Source organism: Heyndrickxia acidicola (assembly GCF_001636425.1).
GTDB classification, from domain to species: Bacteria; Bacillota; Bacilli; order Bacillales; family Bacillaceae_C; genus Bacillus_AE; species Bacillus_AE acidicola.
In genome coordinates this window covers 1,461,345-1,479,410 of the sequence record NZ_KV440953.1, presented here as the reverse complement: position 1 = coordinate 1,479,410, position 18,066 = coordinate 1,461,345, and the positions used below count along the sequence as shown (strand labels likewise).

Here is an 18,066-nt window from a genome sequence, read left to right as displayed (position 1 = left end):
CAGCTGTGCTAAAAAGGCGTGTGAAACGGCTGGTTCACACGAATGAGCTAAAAAACAACAGAGTCCAGTATTCGTGCTGTCATCAAAAAGCTTTTATGCTTCAATCATACGCTTTATCGCTTTCATTTGTCCTATATGGTCAGCCTCATGGTAAAGCATAAAACCATATAGATCGCCGAATGTTTCGATATTTCCAAAAGGGAACGTAAAGGGCAGCTTATTAGTAAAAAATTCATCAGGCAATTGATTAATTCTTTCTGTTTGGTTTCTTATAAGCTCTGTTAATTCCTTCATGCTAGGGACATTTCCATTCCAGTCGCCGGGTTTGGTTCCCATTTTGAATAATTCATGATAGCTTTCGGGAATATGAGAAGATTTTTTTGGATATCCATACATAAAGCTTTCAGCAGATACCAGTACATGCCCGATATGCCATTGAATCGTATTATTAAATCCACGTGGTTGAATACCAGCCGTATCTTCATCAAGATTTTCAATAAATGAAATCAGAACTTTTCTTGTAAGCTCAAATTGTTTAGACAATTGAACAGCCTCCTCTTTTTTAGGCCTGATAATATTATGTGGAAAGCATTCATTTACCAAACCTTTCTTTAATTACCATACTTACTATACGAAATGAAGAAGGATTTTGTAAAACATTTTCCTATTACAAATTTTTTGCACTGGTGATTCAAGAATTTAAATCATATAGCAATAATCTATGTGATTTCGGAAACCCTAAAATCAAGAATATCCTATATTCAATAAACCGGTCGAAAGAAAGAGGCGATTTACATGGAATTTATAAATCGGGAACACTTAATAAGTGAGATGACCCAAATGCTTCAGGAGCTAATGGAAGAGTATGATCTCGAGGAAATCGGGGTGTATGAAGAAGAAGGAGAAGGGAACCAATGCTACTTTGGCTTTACTGTGAGAAAGGATGGCCATGTTTACATGATCAACAACCCATTTATCAAAAACAGTAAAGGGGAAGTTGCACCTGCAAGCCACGAATGGACGGTTCAATCTGAAACAGGTGAAAATAAAGGGTACACCTCTCTCGATGAAGTTTTTAATAGAATTGAGAGCTGGTGATTCTCTTGAAAATGAATACATAGATAAAAAACCGTCTTTGACGGTTTTTTTATGTAGGCTCTTTTAATGAACTTTGTTGCTGTTTGACACAAAACTGTGATTGGAAATCTAGGTTCAGAATAAAATAACATACGAAATTATCCTTTATAAAAAAAACAAAAATTAATGCTTTAACAGCATTTTTTAAGTAACATATAAGGCTAATGAATGAAAGAGCCAAAACGTTAGATTCCATTTTACTAGTTTCCCTCCCTGTGGCCACTATCAGAGTGGCGGCAGCACTGATAATGGTATAAATACACTTCGAGTGCATATGTATAAAGGATAGTTCGGCACCTATTGAAGGGATTCACAAAGGTCATGCTATGAAGTTTTGAGGGTGGGACTATGTAAAAGATAAATATTTCGAGAGCGTTTTCTTAAACGATGTTAAACACACTATTTTTCATATAAAATAGAATGACCAACTTAGATACAGAGAATGTTATGAACGACTATCCTACATGATTGGAGATGGGAGAAATGCCGCTTCTTCAGGATTTGCTTGATGATAATATTCAAACGTATGGGGAGTATCCTTTTTTGTATTTCGGAGAAAAAGAGTACAGTAATATTGAAACAAAAAGGCATGCAGGGCAAATAGCTGCCGGTTTAAAAAATCTAGGTATCCAAGAGGGAGACAGGGTAATCGTTTGTATGCCAAACTGCCCAGAGGTGCTGTTTTCATATCAAGGTATAACCAGGGCTAGAGCGGTGATTGTTCCTGTTATGCATCTGCTTCACCATCATGAAATCGAATTTATTATTAAAAATTCGAATGCTAAAGCAATTATTACTTCCTCAGCTAGCTTGCAAAAAATAAAAGAAGCAACGAACGGATTGGTTCATAAACCTTCTGTTATTTCCACGGATTCTCTAGAGGATGCTTCTGTCATCCAAATGAAGGATTGGTTTAATGAAAAAGAAAACGAAGAAACTAATTCTTTGTTGAAGGCAAGCGTGAATGAACCAGCAGTCATCCTGTATACATCCGGTACGACAGGTAAACCAAAGGGTGTAATTCTTACCCATCAAAATCTCTATTCAAATGCAGCGAGCTCAGCCTCGGTTAATAAGGAGTCTCTCAAAACTACACTCGGAGTATTGCCTCTAGCTCATGTATTTGGTTTGACGGTTTCAAATATTTGTTATCTAAAGGGCAGTTCTATTGTCATTTTTTCAAAGTTTGATGTGGAAGAGGTTTTTTCTGCCATTGAAAAGTATAAAGTCCGTACTTTTTCCGTTGTTCCTGCCATGGTATACGCGATGTACCATTATCCTCATGCAGATAGATATGATTTATCCAGTTTAGATAAATTAACATCCGGTTCAGCACCTTTGCCTCTAGCCTTAAGCGTAAAGTTTAAAAAGAAATTCCAGGCAGATGTGACAGAGGGCTATGGCCTTTCAGAGGCGGCTCCCATCGTTACTTCCAGCTATGATGGAATACCCCATAAGCCAGGCTCAGCGGGACTGCCTATTCCTGGTGTCGACATAAAGATAGTGGATATAGAAGGGAATGAATTGGCTCCAAATGAAGTTGGAGAATTAATTGTCCAAGGTGAAAACGTAACACCTGGGTATTTTTTAAATGAAGAAGAAACAAATAAAGTGTTAAAAGGCGGCTGGTTATATACAGGTGATCTTGCCAAAGTAGATGATGATGGATACGTTTACCTTGTCGACCGAAAGAAGGATTTGATCATTCGTGGAGGCTTCAATATTTATCCGAGAGATATAGAAGAGCTGATAGTGAACCATCCTTCTGTGCTGGAGGCAGCGGTAATTGGAGTTCCGGATGAAAGAATGGGTGAAGAGGTTGTTGCATTTATCGTGAGGAAGCCTGGAGCTGAAGTATCTGAAGAGGAAATGATCCAGCACTGTCAGTCCTTTTTGGCAAAAAATAAATCACCCAAAGAGGTCGTCTTTGTTGATGCCTTGCCAAGAAATGGTGTAGGTAAGATATTAAAGACTGTATTAAGAGAGATGGCGGTAAACCGTTAAAGCAAAAAGGCCCGCATTAATGGGCCTTTATCCGGTTACATAATAAGGTAAACTTCTATATTCGATGGCTTCCTGTGTCAGATTAAAATGAGACATGAATTCTATACTGTAATCTTCATATTGATACCCCTGCTTGATAAGCCGTTGAATATGTTTAGCTATTCCCACGATTTCAGAAATCATCAAATTTGGGTTTTTAAGATGATTTTCAACAAAATAAAAAATTCCTTTATGGACAATTTCCTCAGGGGAGACCCCATTTTGTATAGACAGACGGACTTTTTCCTCTCTTTCATAAATTTTTTCAATATAGGCTGTCAAGCCTTTCTCATATTCATCGCGGCTGCGCCAGCCTTTATGGTGAGAAGTGACAAAGTACTTTGCATCTGTCTCCAGAGTTCTTTTACTAGATTGGATAAATTCGTCAATATCAGAATCCGCATTATTGTACCAAGGTCCAAAAGAAGTTAAATCATAGTCTCCGGCAAACAGGACTCCCTGTTCAGGGAAATAAGGGCAGCAAAATCCTTCCGTGTGGCCAGGCGTATGAAGCATGATCATATTGGTTCCGCTGAGATTAATTGTCTTCTCATAAGGATACGTACAATCCGCGATGCCGATTATGGGCTCCCATAGCGGACGATCCGGGTTTAAAGGTTTATTTTTTTTAATGAATTTGTTAATCCACTTTTCCAGTTCATTTTTGTCACGGGTTCCTGCCATGCCGCTTGATTTTGCTAATTCAAAGGGATCGTTAAGTTTAAGATAATCATATGGATTAATATGTATGGTGGCTTCATCCTTGAACAAGTATGCTCCGAAGACATGGTCTAAATGGTAATGGGTCAGATAAAGGCTGCGAATTTGGAATTCTTTTTTCAAATGCTGGAAAACTTCCGCTCCACCGCCGCAATCAATCAGAACATCAGCTTCTTTTGATTCAATTACCAAAGAAGTACTGAATGGCACTCTGCTATTATTTTTGCCCATTATTACCGTGATATTTCCTATCTTTTCAGTAATCATAGCTGCTCCCCCAACCATTATTGAATGGAAAAAAATCCGAATTAATTAACTATTATTAATATACACTATAATCCTTTTGCTTTTAGATTGTCTATGAAAAACATTTCCGTTTCTTTTCCATAAGTTCTTTAATCTTTTTGTTTTACTGACCAAAAAGTTATTTGCAGATTTTAGTAAGGCTCTTTTTAATATTCTATGTTGAAAACTGCTCGTTTTTTAGTTCATCTGTGCGAAACTACCGTCTCACACGCCTTTCAGCTTCTCTGAAAGGTTTCCTTTCTTTACTGTAAAATGAGCTAAAAAATAACAGATGACTTTATCATATAGATAAGATTGTTATGAAATGGAAGTTTCAAAGTTTTCCAATTAGGAAAAAGGAAGAATAAAAGAATGCCCCTTCAAGGAGGAATGCTGGATGACAAAAGAAATTTTGGGTATATATGATTCAAAAGCAGAAGCTATTGAAGAAATTAATCAGCTGAAGTCGGCAAATTATTCAAAAGATGAGTTGGTTGTGGTAGCCAGTAATCAAGGGGCTATTAATACGATTGAAGACAGTATAGGAATGGATGTAGGAGAACAAGTATTGGATACCGACATAAACCTATTTGATGAATTAATGGCAAAATTTAAGGGTGAGACGGGTTCAGAAAGTGTGAGAGATAACATTATGCAGCTAGGCGTATCCCAGTTAAATGCCAATAGGGTTGTCGGTTTAATCGATGATGGCAAAATTGTGTTATTGGGTGAAACTGAGGGGCAAGAGGTGAAGAGAAATGGAAAATCGGCACATAATAAAGATGTTGACTCTGAACATCAGCATTATATAGATGAAAATCTTTTAAATAGCCAAAACCCCTTTGATTTAATCGGGAGGGGGGAAGACTTAAGTGCAATCAATCGCTCTTTGGAGTCCTATGAAAGAAATGAACCGACACTGATTGAATCAGGATCAAATATTGAAATGGATACAAGTTCATTTGGATCCAATTCCACGATCCATCAAAATAAAAATCAGGAAAACAATGCCTCCGAGATTCAATACAAGGGAAAAAGCTATAATCCGCGAGGTGAAAGGGATGTCAGGGATTTAGTTGATAAAGGGGAAGAAGAAAGAAAATGGGATCATTCATGATTCTTTTAATCTAAAAAAAATGAGGAGGTTGACTCAAAAGACGGTTTTATGCGGCCTTTTGAGTTACCCCTTTTTTATTTTTGGACAGAAATGAAAAAGGGAGAAGAACAATTGATGCGAACAATAGCATGGTATCTATCTGTGAAAATTTATTTGAGCAGAAAGAAACAGACAGGAAGAACAGCGCTGATGTAATAGCTATACATATAATTTAATTGATAATCCCGGACATCTAGATTTGTACTCAGAAATCGAAAGATCACTCAAAACAACAGAATATTTAAATAAATTCTAAAAATATAAAGGGTTTTTATTTAGGGAATCGAAATATAGATAAGGAGAGTGATCTTAAGGAGGATAAGAAACATGGGAACAGTCTTACTGGAAAGTATACGTTCAAAAACAAAAGATATTATGGACCAGGCAATGAGTGATTTACATCAGTACCTTTCACTTCCTACTATTTCTGCTCAAGCTGCAGCAATACCTGAAACAGTCAAGCTGGTGGAGAAAATGCTGCAGGACACAGGAGGCGAGGCAAGGATATTAGATGGATTAGGTGGTAATCCAGTGGTGTATGGTTTTTTTCCTGCAGGCAGGGATGGGAATTCCAATACAACCCTTCTTTTCTATAATCACTATGATGTGCAGCCTCCTGAGCCGCTGGATGAGTGGAATACACCTCCTTTTCATCCGACTGTGGCAAATGGACATTTATATGCAAGAGGAGCAGCGGATAATAAAGGTGACTTCATCGCCAGGTTAACCGCGATAAAGGTATTAAATACCATTGAGGGCGGATTGCCTTGTAATATAAAGTTTTTAATCGAAGGTGAAGAAGAAATTGGGAGCCCCAATCTCGAGCCGTATCTTGCAAAATACAAAGAGCTATTTAAAGCGGATGCTTGCATATGGGAATTTGGAAGCAAAGATGAAAAAAACCGGGTCAGCATGGTAGCAGGGGTAAAAGGTATGGCGTATCTTGAATTGACTTGCACAGGTGCGGACATTGATATGCATTCATCAGTGGGGGCATATGTTGACAATGCGGCTTGGAGGCTTGTACAGGCACTTGCATCGATGAAAAGCAAAACGAATGAAATTCTAGTGGAAGGTTTTTATGATGGGGTGACAGAACCAACAGAAGAGGAGAGGAAGGTTGTTCAAGGATTGCCTTTTGATGAAGAGGCTGTTGGCCAATTATACGGATTGAAAAGGCCGCTTATAACAAAAGATACAGGCAAAGATCCCCGCATAGCCATGGTTTTTGAACCAACCATGACGATCTGCGGTTTGGAAAGTGGTTATTCAGGTCCCGGAGCAAAAACCGTTCTTCCCAAAAACGCAAAGGCTAAGCTGGACTGCCGTTTAGTACCGGGGCAGGATCCGAATCACATATTGGAACGTATCCAAAAACATTTAATTGACAATGGATTTACAGATATAAAAGCTGAAATGATAAATGGACAGAAAGCATATCGGTCTGATTTTAATCATCCATTTGTTCATCATGTACTGGACACAGCGGTGAAGGTTTATAAATCAGACGTGATTCTTGCTCCGAATGCTGCAGGGACCGGTCCTATGTATATTTTTGGTGAAAAGCTTAATCTCCCGATTGTCAGTACAGGGATTGGCTGGGCAGGTTCAAAGGCTCATGCGCCGAACGAATCAATTCGCTTAAAGGACTTCGAACAGGGAGTTGTACATATGGCTTTTATGATGGCAACTCTGCATACTGCCATTCATCCTGCGTTATAAAATAATTCGCTAGCCGAAAGCCCCTTGAGCAAGATAGAGACTACATTGGGTTAATAGTTTATTTAATTAAAATTTATTTTTCTTTCATAAAGAGGGTGACTTAAAAGGTGTTTATAAGCCTCTTTTATTTTTACAGGTAAAAACGTAATTGATTTCTTTACCAAACCTGAGGGGCAGATATATCAGACTGTTCTGAGTTTAATAGCGTGCAATCTTTACTGTATTCAGTTGAAATCATTATCTGAATTTAAATACTAGTTTATCATTTTTAATTTTGAAAGGATTAGCCTACAATAAGAAGGGTCCTTAAATATCCAATATATATTCTCTTCTTAATAGCCGGCTAAGTCCGGCTATTCACAATGGCTCTGCTACTGACCAATGTTTATTTTACCTAAATGGTAATCTAGGCAGGCAGAATGAAATGAGTCTTAACAATAACGAAAGAAAAGTTGCAGGTGAATGATAGTAATGAAAGTAAATAGAAATGATCTTTGCCCATGTGGGAGCGGCAAAAAATACAAGAAATGCTGTATGAAAAAAGACCATGTTGCAAATTTAGAAGAATTAAAGCTCGAGAGATTCTTTGTACAGCGTCATGGACTGGTATTAAGGCTTAAACAGTTTCTCGAAGAAAGCCACTCTATGAGTAACTATTTCCAGTTAAAGCACGAGTTTCGTACAAGAACGAAGCATTTACTAAGTGAAGATAAACATGAAGGATATTTTCTATACTGGATGTTCTTTTTTCGTACATATGCGAATGGAAAGAGTGGAATCGAATGGTTTATTGAGGAAAAAGGGAACAAATTATCTGAAAGTGAACGGACGATGGCCGAGGATTGGATGGCAATGAAGCCAGCGTTTGTACAGGCTGTAGATCGTGTTGGATCAGATATTGTTTTTGAGGACGTTTTTTCAAAAGAGCGTTTCAATATAAAAAATATTAAAGAAAATATCGGGAACTTTTTACCATGGTATGGAGCCTTTAGTTTAATAGAAAGCTTCGAGGACTATTCTTATTTTAATGGCGTTAGGACTTTCTACGATCCATCCACCATCGATCATGTAAAAAAACAATTACTTAAATGGGCGGAGGAAACCGCCTGCACAATAGAAAAGCTGCTGGTTGAACGTTTTCTTGAAATAGTGGTTCTTCTCGAGGATAAGAATCAACCGGAAAAACACGGGAAAACAACAAAAGAAGTCCATCAGTATTCACTGGATTACAGAATAGTAAACGAGGAATATGTGCATGATTTTCTTTATAGCCAGGAAAACTTACTGGTTGAAAAGTGGGAAACGCATCATAAGAGCCTTAGCTGGGTAGGAAATTGGAAAAGCTATAGGGATTCTGAATTGGCTGAAGAGATTCGCCTTGTAGATTTATTCGGAACCTTTACCATTACAGGCAATCGCCTGCAGTTTATTGCACTGGATAAAGAGAAAGCAGAAGAAATGAAAAACTGGCTTGGCAATTTACAAGACAGCCTTGTCCTGGAAGAAGATAGGGACGAAAAGACATTTGTTCCTTCCCACTTTGATCTTCATAATACACTTGTACAGGCAGATGCAAACGTGCCGCAATATTTTGCTCTTTATGCTCAAAATCATGCAAGTCTTGATATTCATAAACAAAACCCTATATTAGACGGAAATTCCTTAATGGAGCTTGTCCAAAATGGAAGAGCAGATGATGCAGATACCTGGTTAAAACAATCAGAGTACACGCTTTATCAGCTTATACAGAAAAGATTTAAAAACGTAGATGTAACCGCTGATTTTAACTCTGTGCGCAATCAGCTGGGACTGAAGCTTTCTCCTTTCGTAACTGGAGGGGCAGAAAGAAAGGCGGTTCTAGAACCTCTTTTACAGCGTGAGAAATCTCTCCATGAAAAGGATCCAGTATACATGGAACTTGGTTTCTCTGAAAAGGAAATGGAGCCTTTCTATGCAGCGGATTTTGTGCAATTCTTTACTGAGAAGACTGATGGAAAAAAGGATAATACAGTCCGAAAATATAAAAACAGCTTATGGGATTTAAGGGTAGCGATGCAGCTCCATCCGCATATCAAGCAATGGGAGGAGTGTACACTTCCTTTCTGGGAAGGCCTAATTGGCACAGATTATGCCGGATTGCATGAAAACTTGACCAAAACCCAAGTAAAGGACTTCATAAGTGTTCTAAAGGCATTTGCAAAATGGGTTGACCAAAATAAGGCTGAGGGTATCTCAGGAGTATTAACATCAAGTTTGAAAAAAACAGAAGCTCAGCTTATGGAACTTACTGAAAAAAAAGCAGTTGCTGCTAATTAATATCTGTTTTCCTTAGAATATTGCTTTAGATACGAATCCTTAATTTAGTCAGCCATCATAAAATTTTGATTCTCATTATTCGAAGGCTTGCATACTGCGTCAAGTGTCCTAACTATCTTTTGAAAATAATAGTTACACCATTTTACGTAAAAAGCCAATATATTTTATAAAAAATATCAAAAAGCCCCAGTTTTTTCTCGATAAAAAACTGGGGCTTTATTTTTTTACTCTGCAAAAGCTCAATAATTGAGATGGGAGGATACGCAAGACCTCCTGTTTAGAATAGAGCGTTAAGGAAGACCTTGTAGTAGTACATAGATGAAAAAGCTCTATCAACCGCTTGCGGAAAGCGAGTGCTTGCAGCGGAAACCACCCAGCAGGAATGACATGGCACTTCCCATATCTATCTTAAATTCCCGATGTTGATTGATATACAAAGTTGATTGGAGAATAAGGTACCAGACTCCTTCGGGATCAGCTGGCCAAAGGAAGACCCCGCAGGAGCACAGCGACGAGGAGGCTTCCGGCAGCCCCGCGGAAAGCGAGTGCCTGAAGCGTAAATCCACCAGCAGGAAGTTCAAGGCGCAACCCTTGTCTCAGTAAACTTCCAATGTTGATTGAAGGAGAAGGAATGAGTTCTTTCTCAGAAAAGCAGGCAAAGGAAGACCCGCATAAGCACAATGAGGAAGAGGCTTTCCCGACGGCTTGGAAAGTGTGCGACCTTTATAAATCAACGGGCAGGATAATAGACTAATTTTAAAAAATAATTATTTCGGGTCTGGAAATATTTTTTAATTGTGTTATGATGACCTTAGTAAAAAAGGGAACTGAAAATGCATGCTTTAAATCCGAGGGAGTGTTCATCTTGGCCGTCTGGAAACGAAATTTATGGGTTTTATGGGTTGGAGCGTTTTTTACCTCTGCCAGCTATTCAATGGTTATCCCTTTCCTTCCGTTGTTTTTAATACAAATTCATGTTCATCAGCATATTGAGATGTGGTCAGGTGTACTTTTTAGTGCAGCCTTTTTAGCGGGAGCCATCGCTGCCCCTTTTTGGGGAAGCATGTCGGACCGATACGGCAGAAAGCCAATGATAATTAGGGCAGGACTCGCCTTATTTGTTATCTACACACTTACTGCCTTTGTTACCAATCCGTATGAATTGCTCGCACTAAGGATTTCTCAGGGACTTCTTACTGGATTTATACCGGGTACTATTGCACTGGTAGGAACCAACACGCCAAATGATAAAGTCGGTTATGCTTTAGCCATGATTTCTACAGCTACAGCTGCAGGTGGAGTCATTGGGCCGCTGATAGGGGGAGGAATAGCCGAACTAGCAGGCAACCGGGTCGCTTTTGCAAGCGGAGGGCTGCTCGTACTTATTTCAACACTAATGGTTATTTTCTGGGTGAAAGAGGAAAATTTCACCCCATCTAAAGAAAAAGGATCGGTTATGAATGATTTAAAACAAGCTGCTTCTAACCGGATGTTTATCATGATTATGTTTTTAACGATTGTCACAACGTGTTCTTTGATGACAATCGAACCTGTTCTTCCGCTTTATATTGTAAAATTAGGAGGTTCTGCTTCTAACACCTCTTTGCTTGCAGGTATTGTTTTTTCACTTCCTGGAATTGCAAGTGTTATTTGCGGTCCGTATTGGGGCAAACTTGCTGACAAAGTAGGATTTAATAAAGTGCTGGTCATCGGATTGCTCGGCGGAGGAATTGGGACGCTTGCACAAACGATCTTTGGAGATATATGGGGCTTTTCAATTGTCCGGTTTATCTTTGGGGTATTCTTCTGCGGTGTATTTCCTGCCATCAATGGGCTTGTTGTGAAAACGACTTCTCAAGACTTCCGGGGACGCGCATTCAGCTTAAACCAGACAGCTAATCAACTGGGAGGAATGATTGGCCCTATGATTGGCGGTGCGGTTGGGGGGCTATTTTCAATTCGAATGGTGTTTGTCGTAACAGGCTTGCTGTTGTTTGCAGCACTTTTTCTGGTTCTAAACTCTTCTGGCAAAAAGAAACAGGAAATAACTTCGCCCTCCATACATGTATAAAGGATTTTCTCTTAAATAGAAACCATATAAGATCGGGTATTTAAATGAATTTCCTATGAAAGAAACCTCGTCAAAGCGGCGAAGTTTCTTTCATTCGGGAGGAAGATTTTGATAAAGGCTTGTATATAAATAAAAAATAAAAAACAGATCCGAATGGATCTGTTTTTCGTTAAAAGTTAATTAAGCTTCTTTTGTAACGTTAGCAGCTTGTGGTCCACGAGCGCCTTCTTCGATGTCAAAAGATACTTTTTGGCCTTCTTCAAGTGTTTTGAAACCTTCGCCTTGAATCGCTGAGAAGTGAACGAATACATCGCTGCCGCCTTCTACTTCAATGAAACCGAAACCTTTTTCGCTGTTGAACCATTTTACTGTACCTTGTGTCATAATCTTTTTCCTCCTAGTGTGTGAACACACAATGTATTACTATCCTTGCTCAAGTGATATCAGGCGATAAGTATAACACTTTCTATCCTTACATACCGAACAAAAATAATTCTTTATTAATATAACAGAAAAAAACATGTATAGCAAGTTTTTAAAGATAAATTAAAAGGATTCTTTTTTCAACAGAAATCGACAGATTCTATTTGCTGATTGCAAGAATATTGCAAGCGGCATACGTTTTAAAGATGATTTAATCTTTGAGCACAAAATAAAAGTGCTGATATATCATAATTCATTAGAAAATAGGGAAAGAGGAACGATACTCTGCTGTAATGTGTACCCCAGACTAATTATAAAGAAAAATCGATATGGAAAAAGGGAGTATTTTTTAGCACGTAACAATGTACCTGAAAATGCAGTAACGCCTTCTTCGTGTAAGGCATTTCGTATAAATTTATTATATTTCTGATTTTTTTAGGGTCGCAGAACAATAGAGATCTTTAACAAAATCCCAAAAAAAGATTGTTTGAATTGCTTAAAAGAAATTAGTGATTTTTAATAATAGGGACTGCTATGATCGTATGATTACTTAAATAATGATTTATCCGTAGTAATGGTAAGTGGCAAATCCTGAACCTAGAAAACAATTGGCAGCTCCGTGTTAATAGGATGAAGGGTTCCATTTAAAGTAAATGAAATCTTTCCGGTTTCTTCTGAGACTACCAATGTTAGTGCATCACTTTTTTCGGATATACCTAAAGCCGCACGGTGGCGTGTTCCAAGGCTTTCGTCCTGCAATTTTTTAGATGTCAAGGGAAGAACGTTTCCCGCAGAGGCTACTTTGTTTCCGCGTATTAATACAGCTCCGTCATGCAGGGGGTTTCCTGGATAGAATATAGTTTCTAAAAGTTGATGTGTGACCATAGCATCTATGGTGGTACCTTTATGAATAAATGGATCAAGTGAGTCACTGCGCTCCACAACGATTAGAGCGCCATGCCTATGACTTGACAGCTGTTGAACTGAAGTAGATAAATCCTTATAGGTATCCGTAAAAGAGGATAGATAACAATTTAAATAAAAGGAGGAAGCCATTGCTTCGATTCCGATAAGGTACTCTTTAACATTTTCCAGACCGCCTAACACACAATGTCCTTCGTTTTCGAGGACGCTTAAATTCGATTGTAATAAACCGATTAAGTATTGAATATCCTTTTCTAAACGTTCCTTCATTGGTGAGAAGTCGCAATTGTTGTCCATGCTTGTATCCTCCGGCTATTTTTTTGCAAACAATGTGGATAGTAAGGCTTTTTCGGACCATTATTAAGCTACAGATAATATTATTGTCTGATTTCTATACGGGTAAACATTTCGGATAAACACAAATTGACTGAAGGATAAAATAACAAGCATTAGACATTAAGGGACAGAGGAAGAGTAAGGGTTATCTGTAACAAAGAGTATGTTTTCCATAAAAGGTGGGATTTGCAATGCAATGGTATTTAAAAGTATTAAATAATTACGCCGGTTTTGAGGGGAGGGCAAGGAGGAAAGAATACTGGATGTTTGTTCTTTTTAATTTTATTTTCGAACTGATAGTTAGGATAGTAGATGCTATTTTGCACACTCATTCTCTTCTCCCATTTCTTTATGGTTTGGCAGTTTTAATACCAAGCTTAGCTGTCAGTGCAAGAAGGCTGCATGATACGGGGAAAAGCGGATGGGTGCAATTAATCAATCTCATCCCTGTAATCGGTACAATTATCTTTATCGTGTTTATGTGCCAGGACAGCCAAGACAGACCAAACAAATACGGCCCTGTCCCAAAAGAATTTTATAATGAATAATAATATTTCGAACATTGAGCAGGCTCCTGATTGGTTACTAATAATTGACTGCCTTTAAGAGCAGTTTTTTTTTATTTTGGCTTTGCTTAAGGAGGCTGATGTTTTTTAGCTCATACGTTGTGAAACGTTCCTTTCTTTACTGTAAAATGAGTAAAAAAACGAGCAGTTATCAACATTAAAATTTAACACAGCTATTATTTAAAACCCTAAAAGTGCCTATACAAGAAAAATTAAGGTCCAAACTGCTATTATTTGTATGGGATTTTTTTCGGGAAATTTCTGCTAATCAAAAAGAGCTTGTTTATATAAAGTGTAAAATGGGTGTAAAGAATGGAGATTACTATTCCATGAAGACTCACTTCACACGAATTTAACACTTTTGCGAAAAACAACAATCTATGGGAAACAGCCAAAATTTAAAAAACCGAAATCTACAATTAAAAGTAAACTTCGGCAAGAGGGGATATAAAACAAATCTTTCATTGGACATACTAAACCAGTCTACAGCTTATCTAATAAGATTTAATCCGAATTTTTTCTATGATGCTATGCAAATCATCGGGCTTATGAAATTCAATAGGGGAGAAGCCTTTTTCGAATTGTACAGAGTCGGCTTCAACCAGCAGGACATAGCGGCCATTAATTTTACCTAAATGAATCGTATCTCCGAAGTTTGCAAGCAGGGTATTTATACTCGTTTCCCCCATTTTCAATTGAAGCTGGGCTTCAGGAGTGTTTTCGACGATTTGAGCTGCAGCTTCCACGACCTGTTCGGTTGAGAGTCGTTCTTTAATTTCTCGTTTCGGGCTTGCTTCCCATATTTCCATTTCTTCTTCAAATGCTTGCCGTTCTGGGCTTTCTTTTTCAAATACTTCGTGAAAATGGTCTTCTACCATCGTTTTAACCTGTGCCTTCATGATTTCAGGCATTGATTCACCGTATTCCACAAATTTTAAAAAATCCTCGAAATAACGGGCATGGGATGCCTGATGGATTTTTAATTCACCTTCTTCCGTCATTCCCTCCTCAGGCATGTGAGGGTATAAAATCGACTTCATATTTTTAGTTGTAATGGCCATTTCTACATTTCGTATTAAGGTTGATTCATCTGAAATGGAAGCAACCTTTGGTTCGAAGTCACATTTCATAATAAACACAAAGGAATCGTTGAAATATTTTCTCGGTGTGGCTCTTGCTACTATAAAGGCTCCGCCCCTTACAGCACTGGTATCAAGATAAATACGCAGAAACTCTTCACTTGCTTGTTTGAATTGCTCTTTATCCAGACAAGCCCTTGCACGGTTGAATTGATTATAGTTAGGGTTCGAATCCAGCGGGTGGCCCGGCTCTACAATAAACCTTCCAAGCTTGGTTGGAACCTGCTCTGACTTAGGATGGCGCTCAACCTTCCTTTTAACAATCTTTGTCAGCTCTCCATCTAAGAACTCTTTTAACGCGCTTTCCTCATACTCTTCTGTATCTAAAGTCTGAAAATGTTTGAAGCTTTTGTCAGCTTGTTCTTCTTTGCCTTCAACCTGAATTACATAAAATGATATAAAGTCAACACGAAATTCCATATTCTCACCTGATTCCTCTGTTTTCAGCCTTTCAAGTATAGGAAAATGAATTTTATACGTCAATGGAGTAAAATCAATTTGTTGACGTAAACATAAGATTTTAGGTACAATTTTCTTTAAAAATTTCTTTTTCGTATTTGAGTCATTTATAAGGTGGCGGATTTTTTTTTTTGAAATAGTCAAATCATAAAAGCGGTAAATTTTTTAGTAAAGCTATTCATTTTTGTTGAAATCTTTTAAATCAAATGTATAATTAATTTTAATATTTAGAAAACAATATCTTACCCTCAAACCACAAAAGATAGGAGTCTTTACATTGTCAGTAGAAAAGTTACAAATAACCTTAAGCGAATTTAAAAAGGCTAAACCTGATGTTGATCATTTGGAGTTTGGAACTCAATTTACAGACCATATGTTTGTGATGGACTATTCATCAGAAACGGGCTGGCATGATGCAAGAATTGTTCCATATCAGCCGATTACCCTTGACCCTGCGTGCATGGTGTTTCATTATGGACAGACGGTTTTTGAAGGGCTAAAAGCATATTTAACCGCTGATGGTGAAGTTTTGTTATTCAGGCCTGAAAAAAATATGGCGCGCTTAAATCAATCAAATGAGCGTTTATGTATTCCTCCTGTTAATGAAGAGTTTGTCATTTATGCTCTTAAACGCTTAATCCAAATTGATCGGGAATGGATTCCTGCTAAAGAAGAAATGTCTCTTTATATTCGTCCATTTGTTATATCTACTGAGCCATACCTTGGTGTGGCACCATCAAAGCATTTTAAGTTGATTATTATCATGTCTCCGGTAGGTTCGTATTACAAATCTGGAGTAAATCCCGTTAAAATATTGGTTGAAAACGATTATGTACGTGCAGTTGCGGGAGGAACAGGTACAGCAAAAACAGGCGGAAATTACGCAGCTAGTTTAAAAGCGCAAGAAGTTGCAGCAGCAAAGGGCTATTCGCAGGTTCTTTGGTTAGACGGAATCGAAAAGAATTACATTGAAGAAGTAGGCAGCATGAATATCTTTTTTATCATTGACGGTGAAGCCGTTACTCCAGCCCTTAATGGAAGCATTCTTGAAGGAGTTACAAGAAACTCTGTCATTCAGCTGCTAAAACATTGGGACATTCCAGTTTCTGAAAGGCGTATTTCCATAAAAGAAATTTTCGAGCTGCATGAGGAGGGAAAGGTGACTGAAGCATTCGGAACAGGAACGGCAGCCGTTATTTCTCCAGTAGGAGAGCTGAACTGGAAAGATAAAACGATTGTTCTGAACGGTGGCAAAACAGGAGAAATTTCTCAAAAGCTATATACGACCATAACAGGCATCCAAAAAGGTTCATTGCCGGACGTACTCGAATGGACTCAAAAGGCAGATGAAGGGCTTTTGGTTAAATAATATGTATGAAAAGCAGGTACAAGGGTTACCTGCTTTTTATTATCGCTTTTTTAAAGCTCTATCTTGAAGTTAACCTCATATTGATTGAGCGGGTATGCGGGATTCCTGCTTAGAAGTGGGTAAAGGGAGACGAAAGACGATAAGCATACCCCGGACAGCTAGCGGGAAATCAATAGGCAGGATTAACAGAACGATTATTAATAACTAGGTCATAAATTTTATTTATGATTATCTATAAAAAACAAAAAATTGATTTATCGGAAAAATTGAATATAGTAAGGATATAAGCGATTTACCATATGATGGGGTGATGAAAATGAGCATAAAGAAAGATGTTCAAGATCAATTTGGAAAAAATGCAGAGTCATACGTCAGCAGTCTAATTCATAAAAAAGGTAAGGATCTTGCCAAAATGATTGAGATTGCTAATCTGCAGGGAAATGAACGCGCAGTGGATATTGCGACTGGCGGTGGCCATACTGCCAATGCTTTTGCTCCCTTCGTACAAAAGGTGACAGCTGTAGATTTAACGTCTGAAATGCTGACGGCTGCTGAAAAATTCATAAAACAAAATGGAAATCTCAATGTGGACTTCCTGCAGGGTGATGCCGAAAATCTTCCTTTGGAAAAGGAAAGCTTTGAAATTGTAACATGCAGAATTGCTCCTCATCATTTTCCTCATGTGGATAAATTTGTGTCAGAAGTTTATCGAATACTAGTATTTGGAGGACAGTTTTTACTAGATGACAATGTGGCGCCTGAAAGGAAGGAATTCGACGAATTTTACAATACAGTAGAAAAAATAAGAGATTACAGTCATTTTAGAGCATGGAAGAAAACCGAATGGATACAAATGCTCGAGCAAGAGGGTTTCGTTATAGAGGAAACATATCGTTTTGAAAAAACATTTATGTTTCAAGAATGGTGTGACAGGATGAGATTGCAAGAATCGGTAAAAGCCGAGCTAAACGAAATAATGGCAAAAGCAGCAGACCCAATAAAGAAGAAATTTTCTATTCAAATAGAAAATGGGGATGTAAAGTCATTTAAGGGTGAAGCCGTGCTTTTAAAAGCAATAAAGTCATAACCATCTGCAAAAATGGTGATGGATAGGAGAAATACGGGTGTTTTTTAAAGGCTCTTTTCGTAAACTTTGTTGCTATTAACACAGAAATTTCATTTTAAATATCTATTCAGTATTAAAACTTGGGAATAGCATAAGAAAAGATGCCACGAAGACAGAAAACACACGGAATAATTCTTTGTACGTAAATCAACAATATATACTAGTGAATTTGAGATTTTCACATAAAAAAAGGGAACTCCTTTATTACTTTTTAGAGTATGGATAAGGAGTTCCTAACGGTGTGCTTAAGACGCTGGATCAGCTTTTTCTCCTG

The 18,066-nt window shown here is 37.9% G+C and carries 15 protein-coding genes; 10 read left to right on the top strand and 5 right to left on the bottom strand.

The genetic code is table 11. The features are described from left to right. Nucleotides 1-93: 93 nt before the first annotated feature. Nucleotides 94-543 (bottom strand): DinB family protein, encoded by a 450-nt coding sequence (locus tag A5N88_RS06870; protein ID WP_412733829.1) that lies wholly within the window; start codon nt 541-543, stop codon nt 94-96. A 252-nt stretch (nt 544-795) separates the two neighbouring features. On the opposite strand from A5N88_RS06870, the gene A5N88_RS06865 reads away from it, so the two are divergent. Continuing rightward, nucleotides 796-1,098: a DUF5634 family protein gene (locus A5N88_RS06865; protein WP_066264350.1), complete on the top strand. Its 303-nt coding sequence runs from the start codon at nt 796-798 to the stop codon at nt 1,096-1,098. A gap of 522 nt (nt 1,099-1,620) precedes the next feature. Beyond that, the gene (locus tag A5N88_RS06855) at nt 1,621-3,141 is read left to right on the top strand and encodes a class I adenylate-forming enzyme family protein (protein ID WP_066264347.1); all 1,521 of its coding nucleotides are present in this window, start codon (nt 1,621-1,623) and stop codon (nt 3,139-3,141) included. A 27-nt stretch (nt 3,142-3,168) separates the two neighbouring features. Here the strand turns inward: A5N88_RS06855 and A5N88_RS06850 are convergent, their stop codons facing one another. Beyond that, nucleotides 3,169-4,167 carry an MBL fold metallo-hydrolase gene (locus A5N88_RS06850; RefSeq protein WP_066264346.1) on the bottom strand — a complete coding sequence of 333 codons (999 nt, stop codon included), beginning with the start codon at nt 4,165-4,167 and terminating at the stop codon, nt 3,169-3,171. A gap of 415 nt (nt 4,168-4,582) precedes the next feature. On the opposite strand from A5N88_RS06850, the gene A5N88_RS06845 reads away from it, so the two are divergent. From A5N88_RS06845 to A5N88_RS06830, 5 genes are all read left to right on the top strand, one after another. Beyond that, nucleotides 4,583-5,302, top strand: a complete 720-nt coding sequence (locus A5N88_RS06845) for a general stress protein (protein WP_066264345.1) — start codon at nt 4,583-4,585, stop codon at nt 5,300-5,302. Nucleotides 5,303-5,716: 414 nt separating this feature from the next. Next, entirely contained in the window at nt 5,717-7,063 is a 1,347-nt protein-coding gene (locus tag A5N88_RS06840; RefSeq protein ID WP_412733831.1) for a M20/M25/M40 family metallo-hydrolase, read from the top strand. 471 nt (nt 7,064-7,534) lie between these two features. Next, complete coding sequence (locus tag A5N88_RS06835; RefSeq protein WP_066264341.1) at nt 7,535-9,379, top strand: SEC-C metal-binding domain-containing protein; 1,845 nt, start codon at nt 7,535-7,537, stop codon at nt 9,377-9,379. Between the two features lie 631 nt (nt 9,380-10,010). Then, nucleotides 10,011-10,133, top strand: a complete 123-nt coding sequence (locus tag A5N88_RS26090) for a hypothetical protein (RefSeq protein WP_260525547.1) — start codon at nt 10,011-10,013, stop codon at nt 10,131-10,133. Between the two features lie 111 nt (nt 10,134-10,244). Then, nucleotides 10,245-11,450 carry an MFS transporter gene (locus tag A5N88_RS06830; protein ID WP_066264339.1) on the top strand — a complete coding sequence of 402 codons (1,206 nt, stop codon included), beginning with the start codon at nt 10,245-10,247 and terminating at the stop codon, nt 11,448-11,450. A gap of 180 nt (nt 11,451-11,630) precedes the next feature. Here A5N88_RS06830 and A5N88_RS06825 read toward each other — a convergent pair whose 3' ends face one another. Both A5N88_RS06825 and cdaS read right to left on the bottom strand, forming a co-directional pair. After that, on the bottom strand, nt 11,631-11,834 hold the full coding sequence (locus tag A5N88_RS06825; RefSeq protein WP_066264337.1) for a cold-shock protein: 204 nt from the start codon (nt 11,832-11,834) through the stop codon (nt 11,631-11,633). 636 nt (nt 11,835-12,470) lie between these two features. Further along, nucleotides 12,471-13,094, bottom strand: coding sequence for a sporulation-specific diadenylate cyclase CdaS (cdaS, locus tag A5N88_RS06820; protein ID WP_066264334.1), 624 nt, complete (start codon nt 13,092-13,094; stop codon nt 12,471-12,473). 230 nt (nt 13,095-13,324) lie between these two features. Here cdaS and A5N88_RS06815 point away from each other — a divergent pair, with 230 nt between their 5' ends. After that, nucleotides 13,325-13,681 (top strand): DUF805 domain-containing protein, encoded by a 357-nt coding sequence (locus A5N88_RS06815; protein WP_066264333.1) that lies wholly within the window; start codon nt 13,325-13,327, stop codon nt 13,679-13,681. A 512-nt stretch (nt 13,682-14,193) separates the two neighbouring features. Here the strand turns inward: A5N88_RS06815 and A5N88_RS06810 are convergent. Next, nucleotides 14,194-15,258, bottom strand: coding sequence for a DUF3900 domain-containing protein (locus A5N88_RS06810; RefSeq protein WP_066270318.1), 1,065 nt, complete (start codon nt 15,256-15,258; stop codon nt 14,194-14,196). 316 nt (nt 15,259-15,574) lie between these two features. Here A5N88_RS06810 and A5N88_RS06805 point away from each other — a divergent pair, with 316 nt between their 5' ends. Beyond that, complete coding sequence (locus A5N88_RS06805; protein WP_066264332.1) at nt 15,575-16,666, top strand: branched-chain amino acid aminotransferase; 1,092 nt, start codon at nt 15,575-15,577, stop codon at nt 16,664-16,666. Nucleotides 16,667-16,982: 316 nt separating this feature from the next. Then, on the top strand, nt 16,983-17,753 hold the full coding sequence (locus A5N88_RS06800) for a class I SAM-dependent methyltransferase (RefSeq protein ID WP_066264331.1): 771 nt from the start codon (nt 16,983-16,985) through the stop codon (nt 17,751-17,753). The last annotated feature ends 313 nt before the right edge of the window (nt 17,754-18,066 follow it).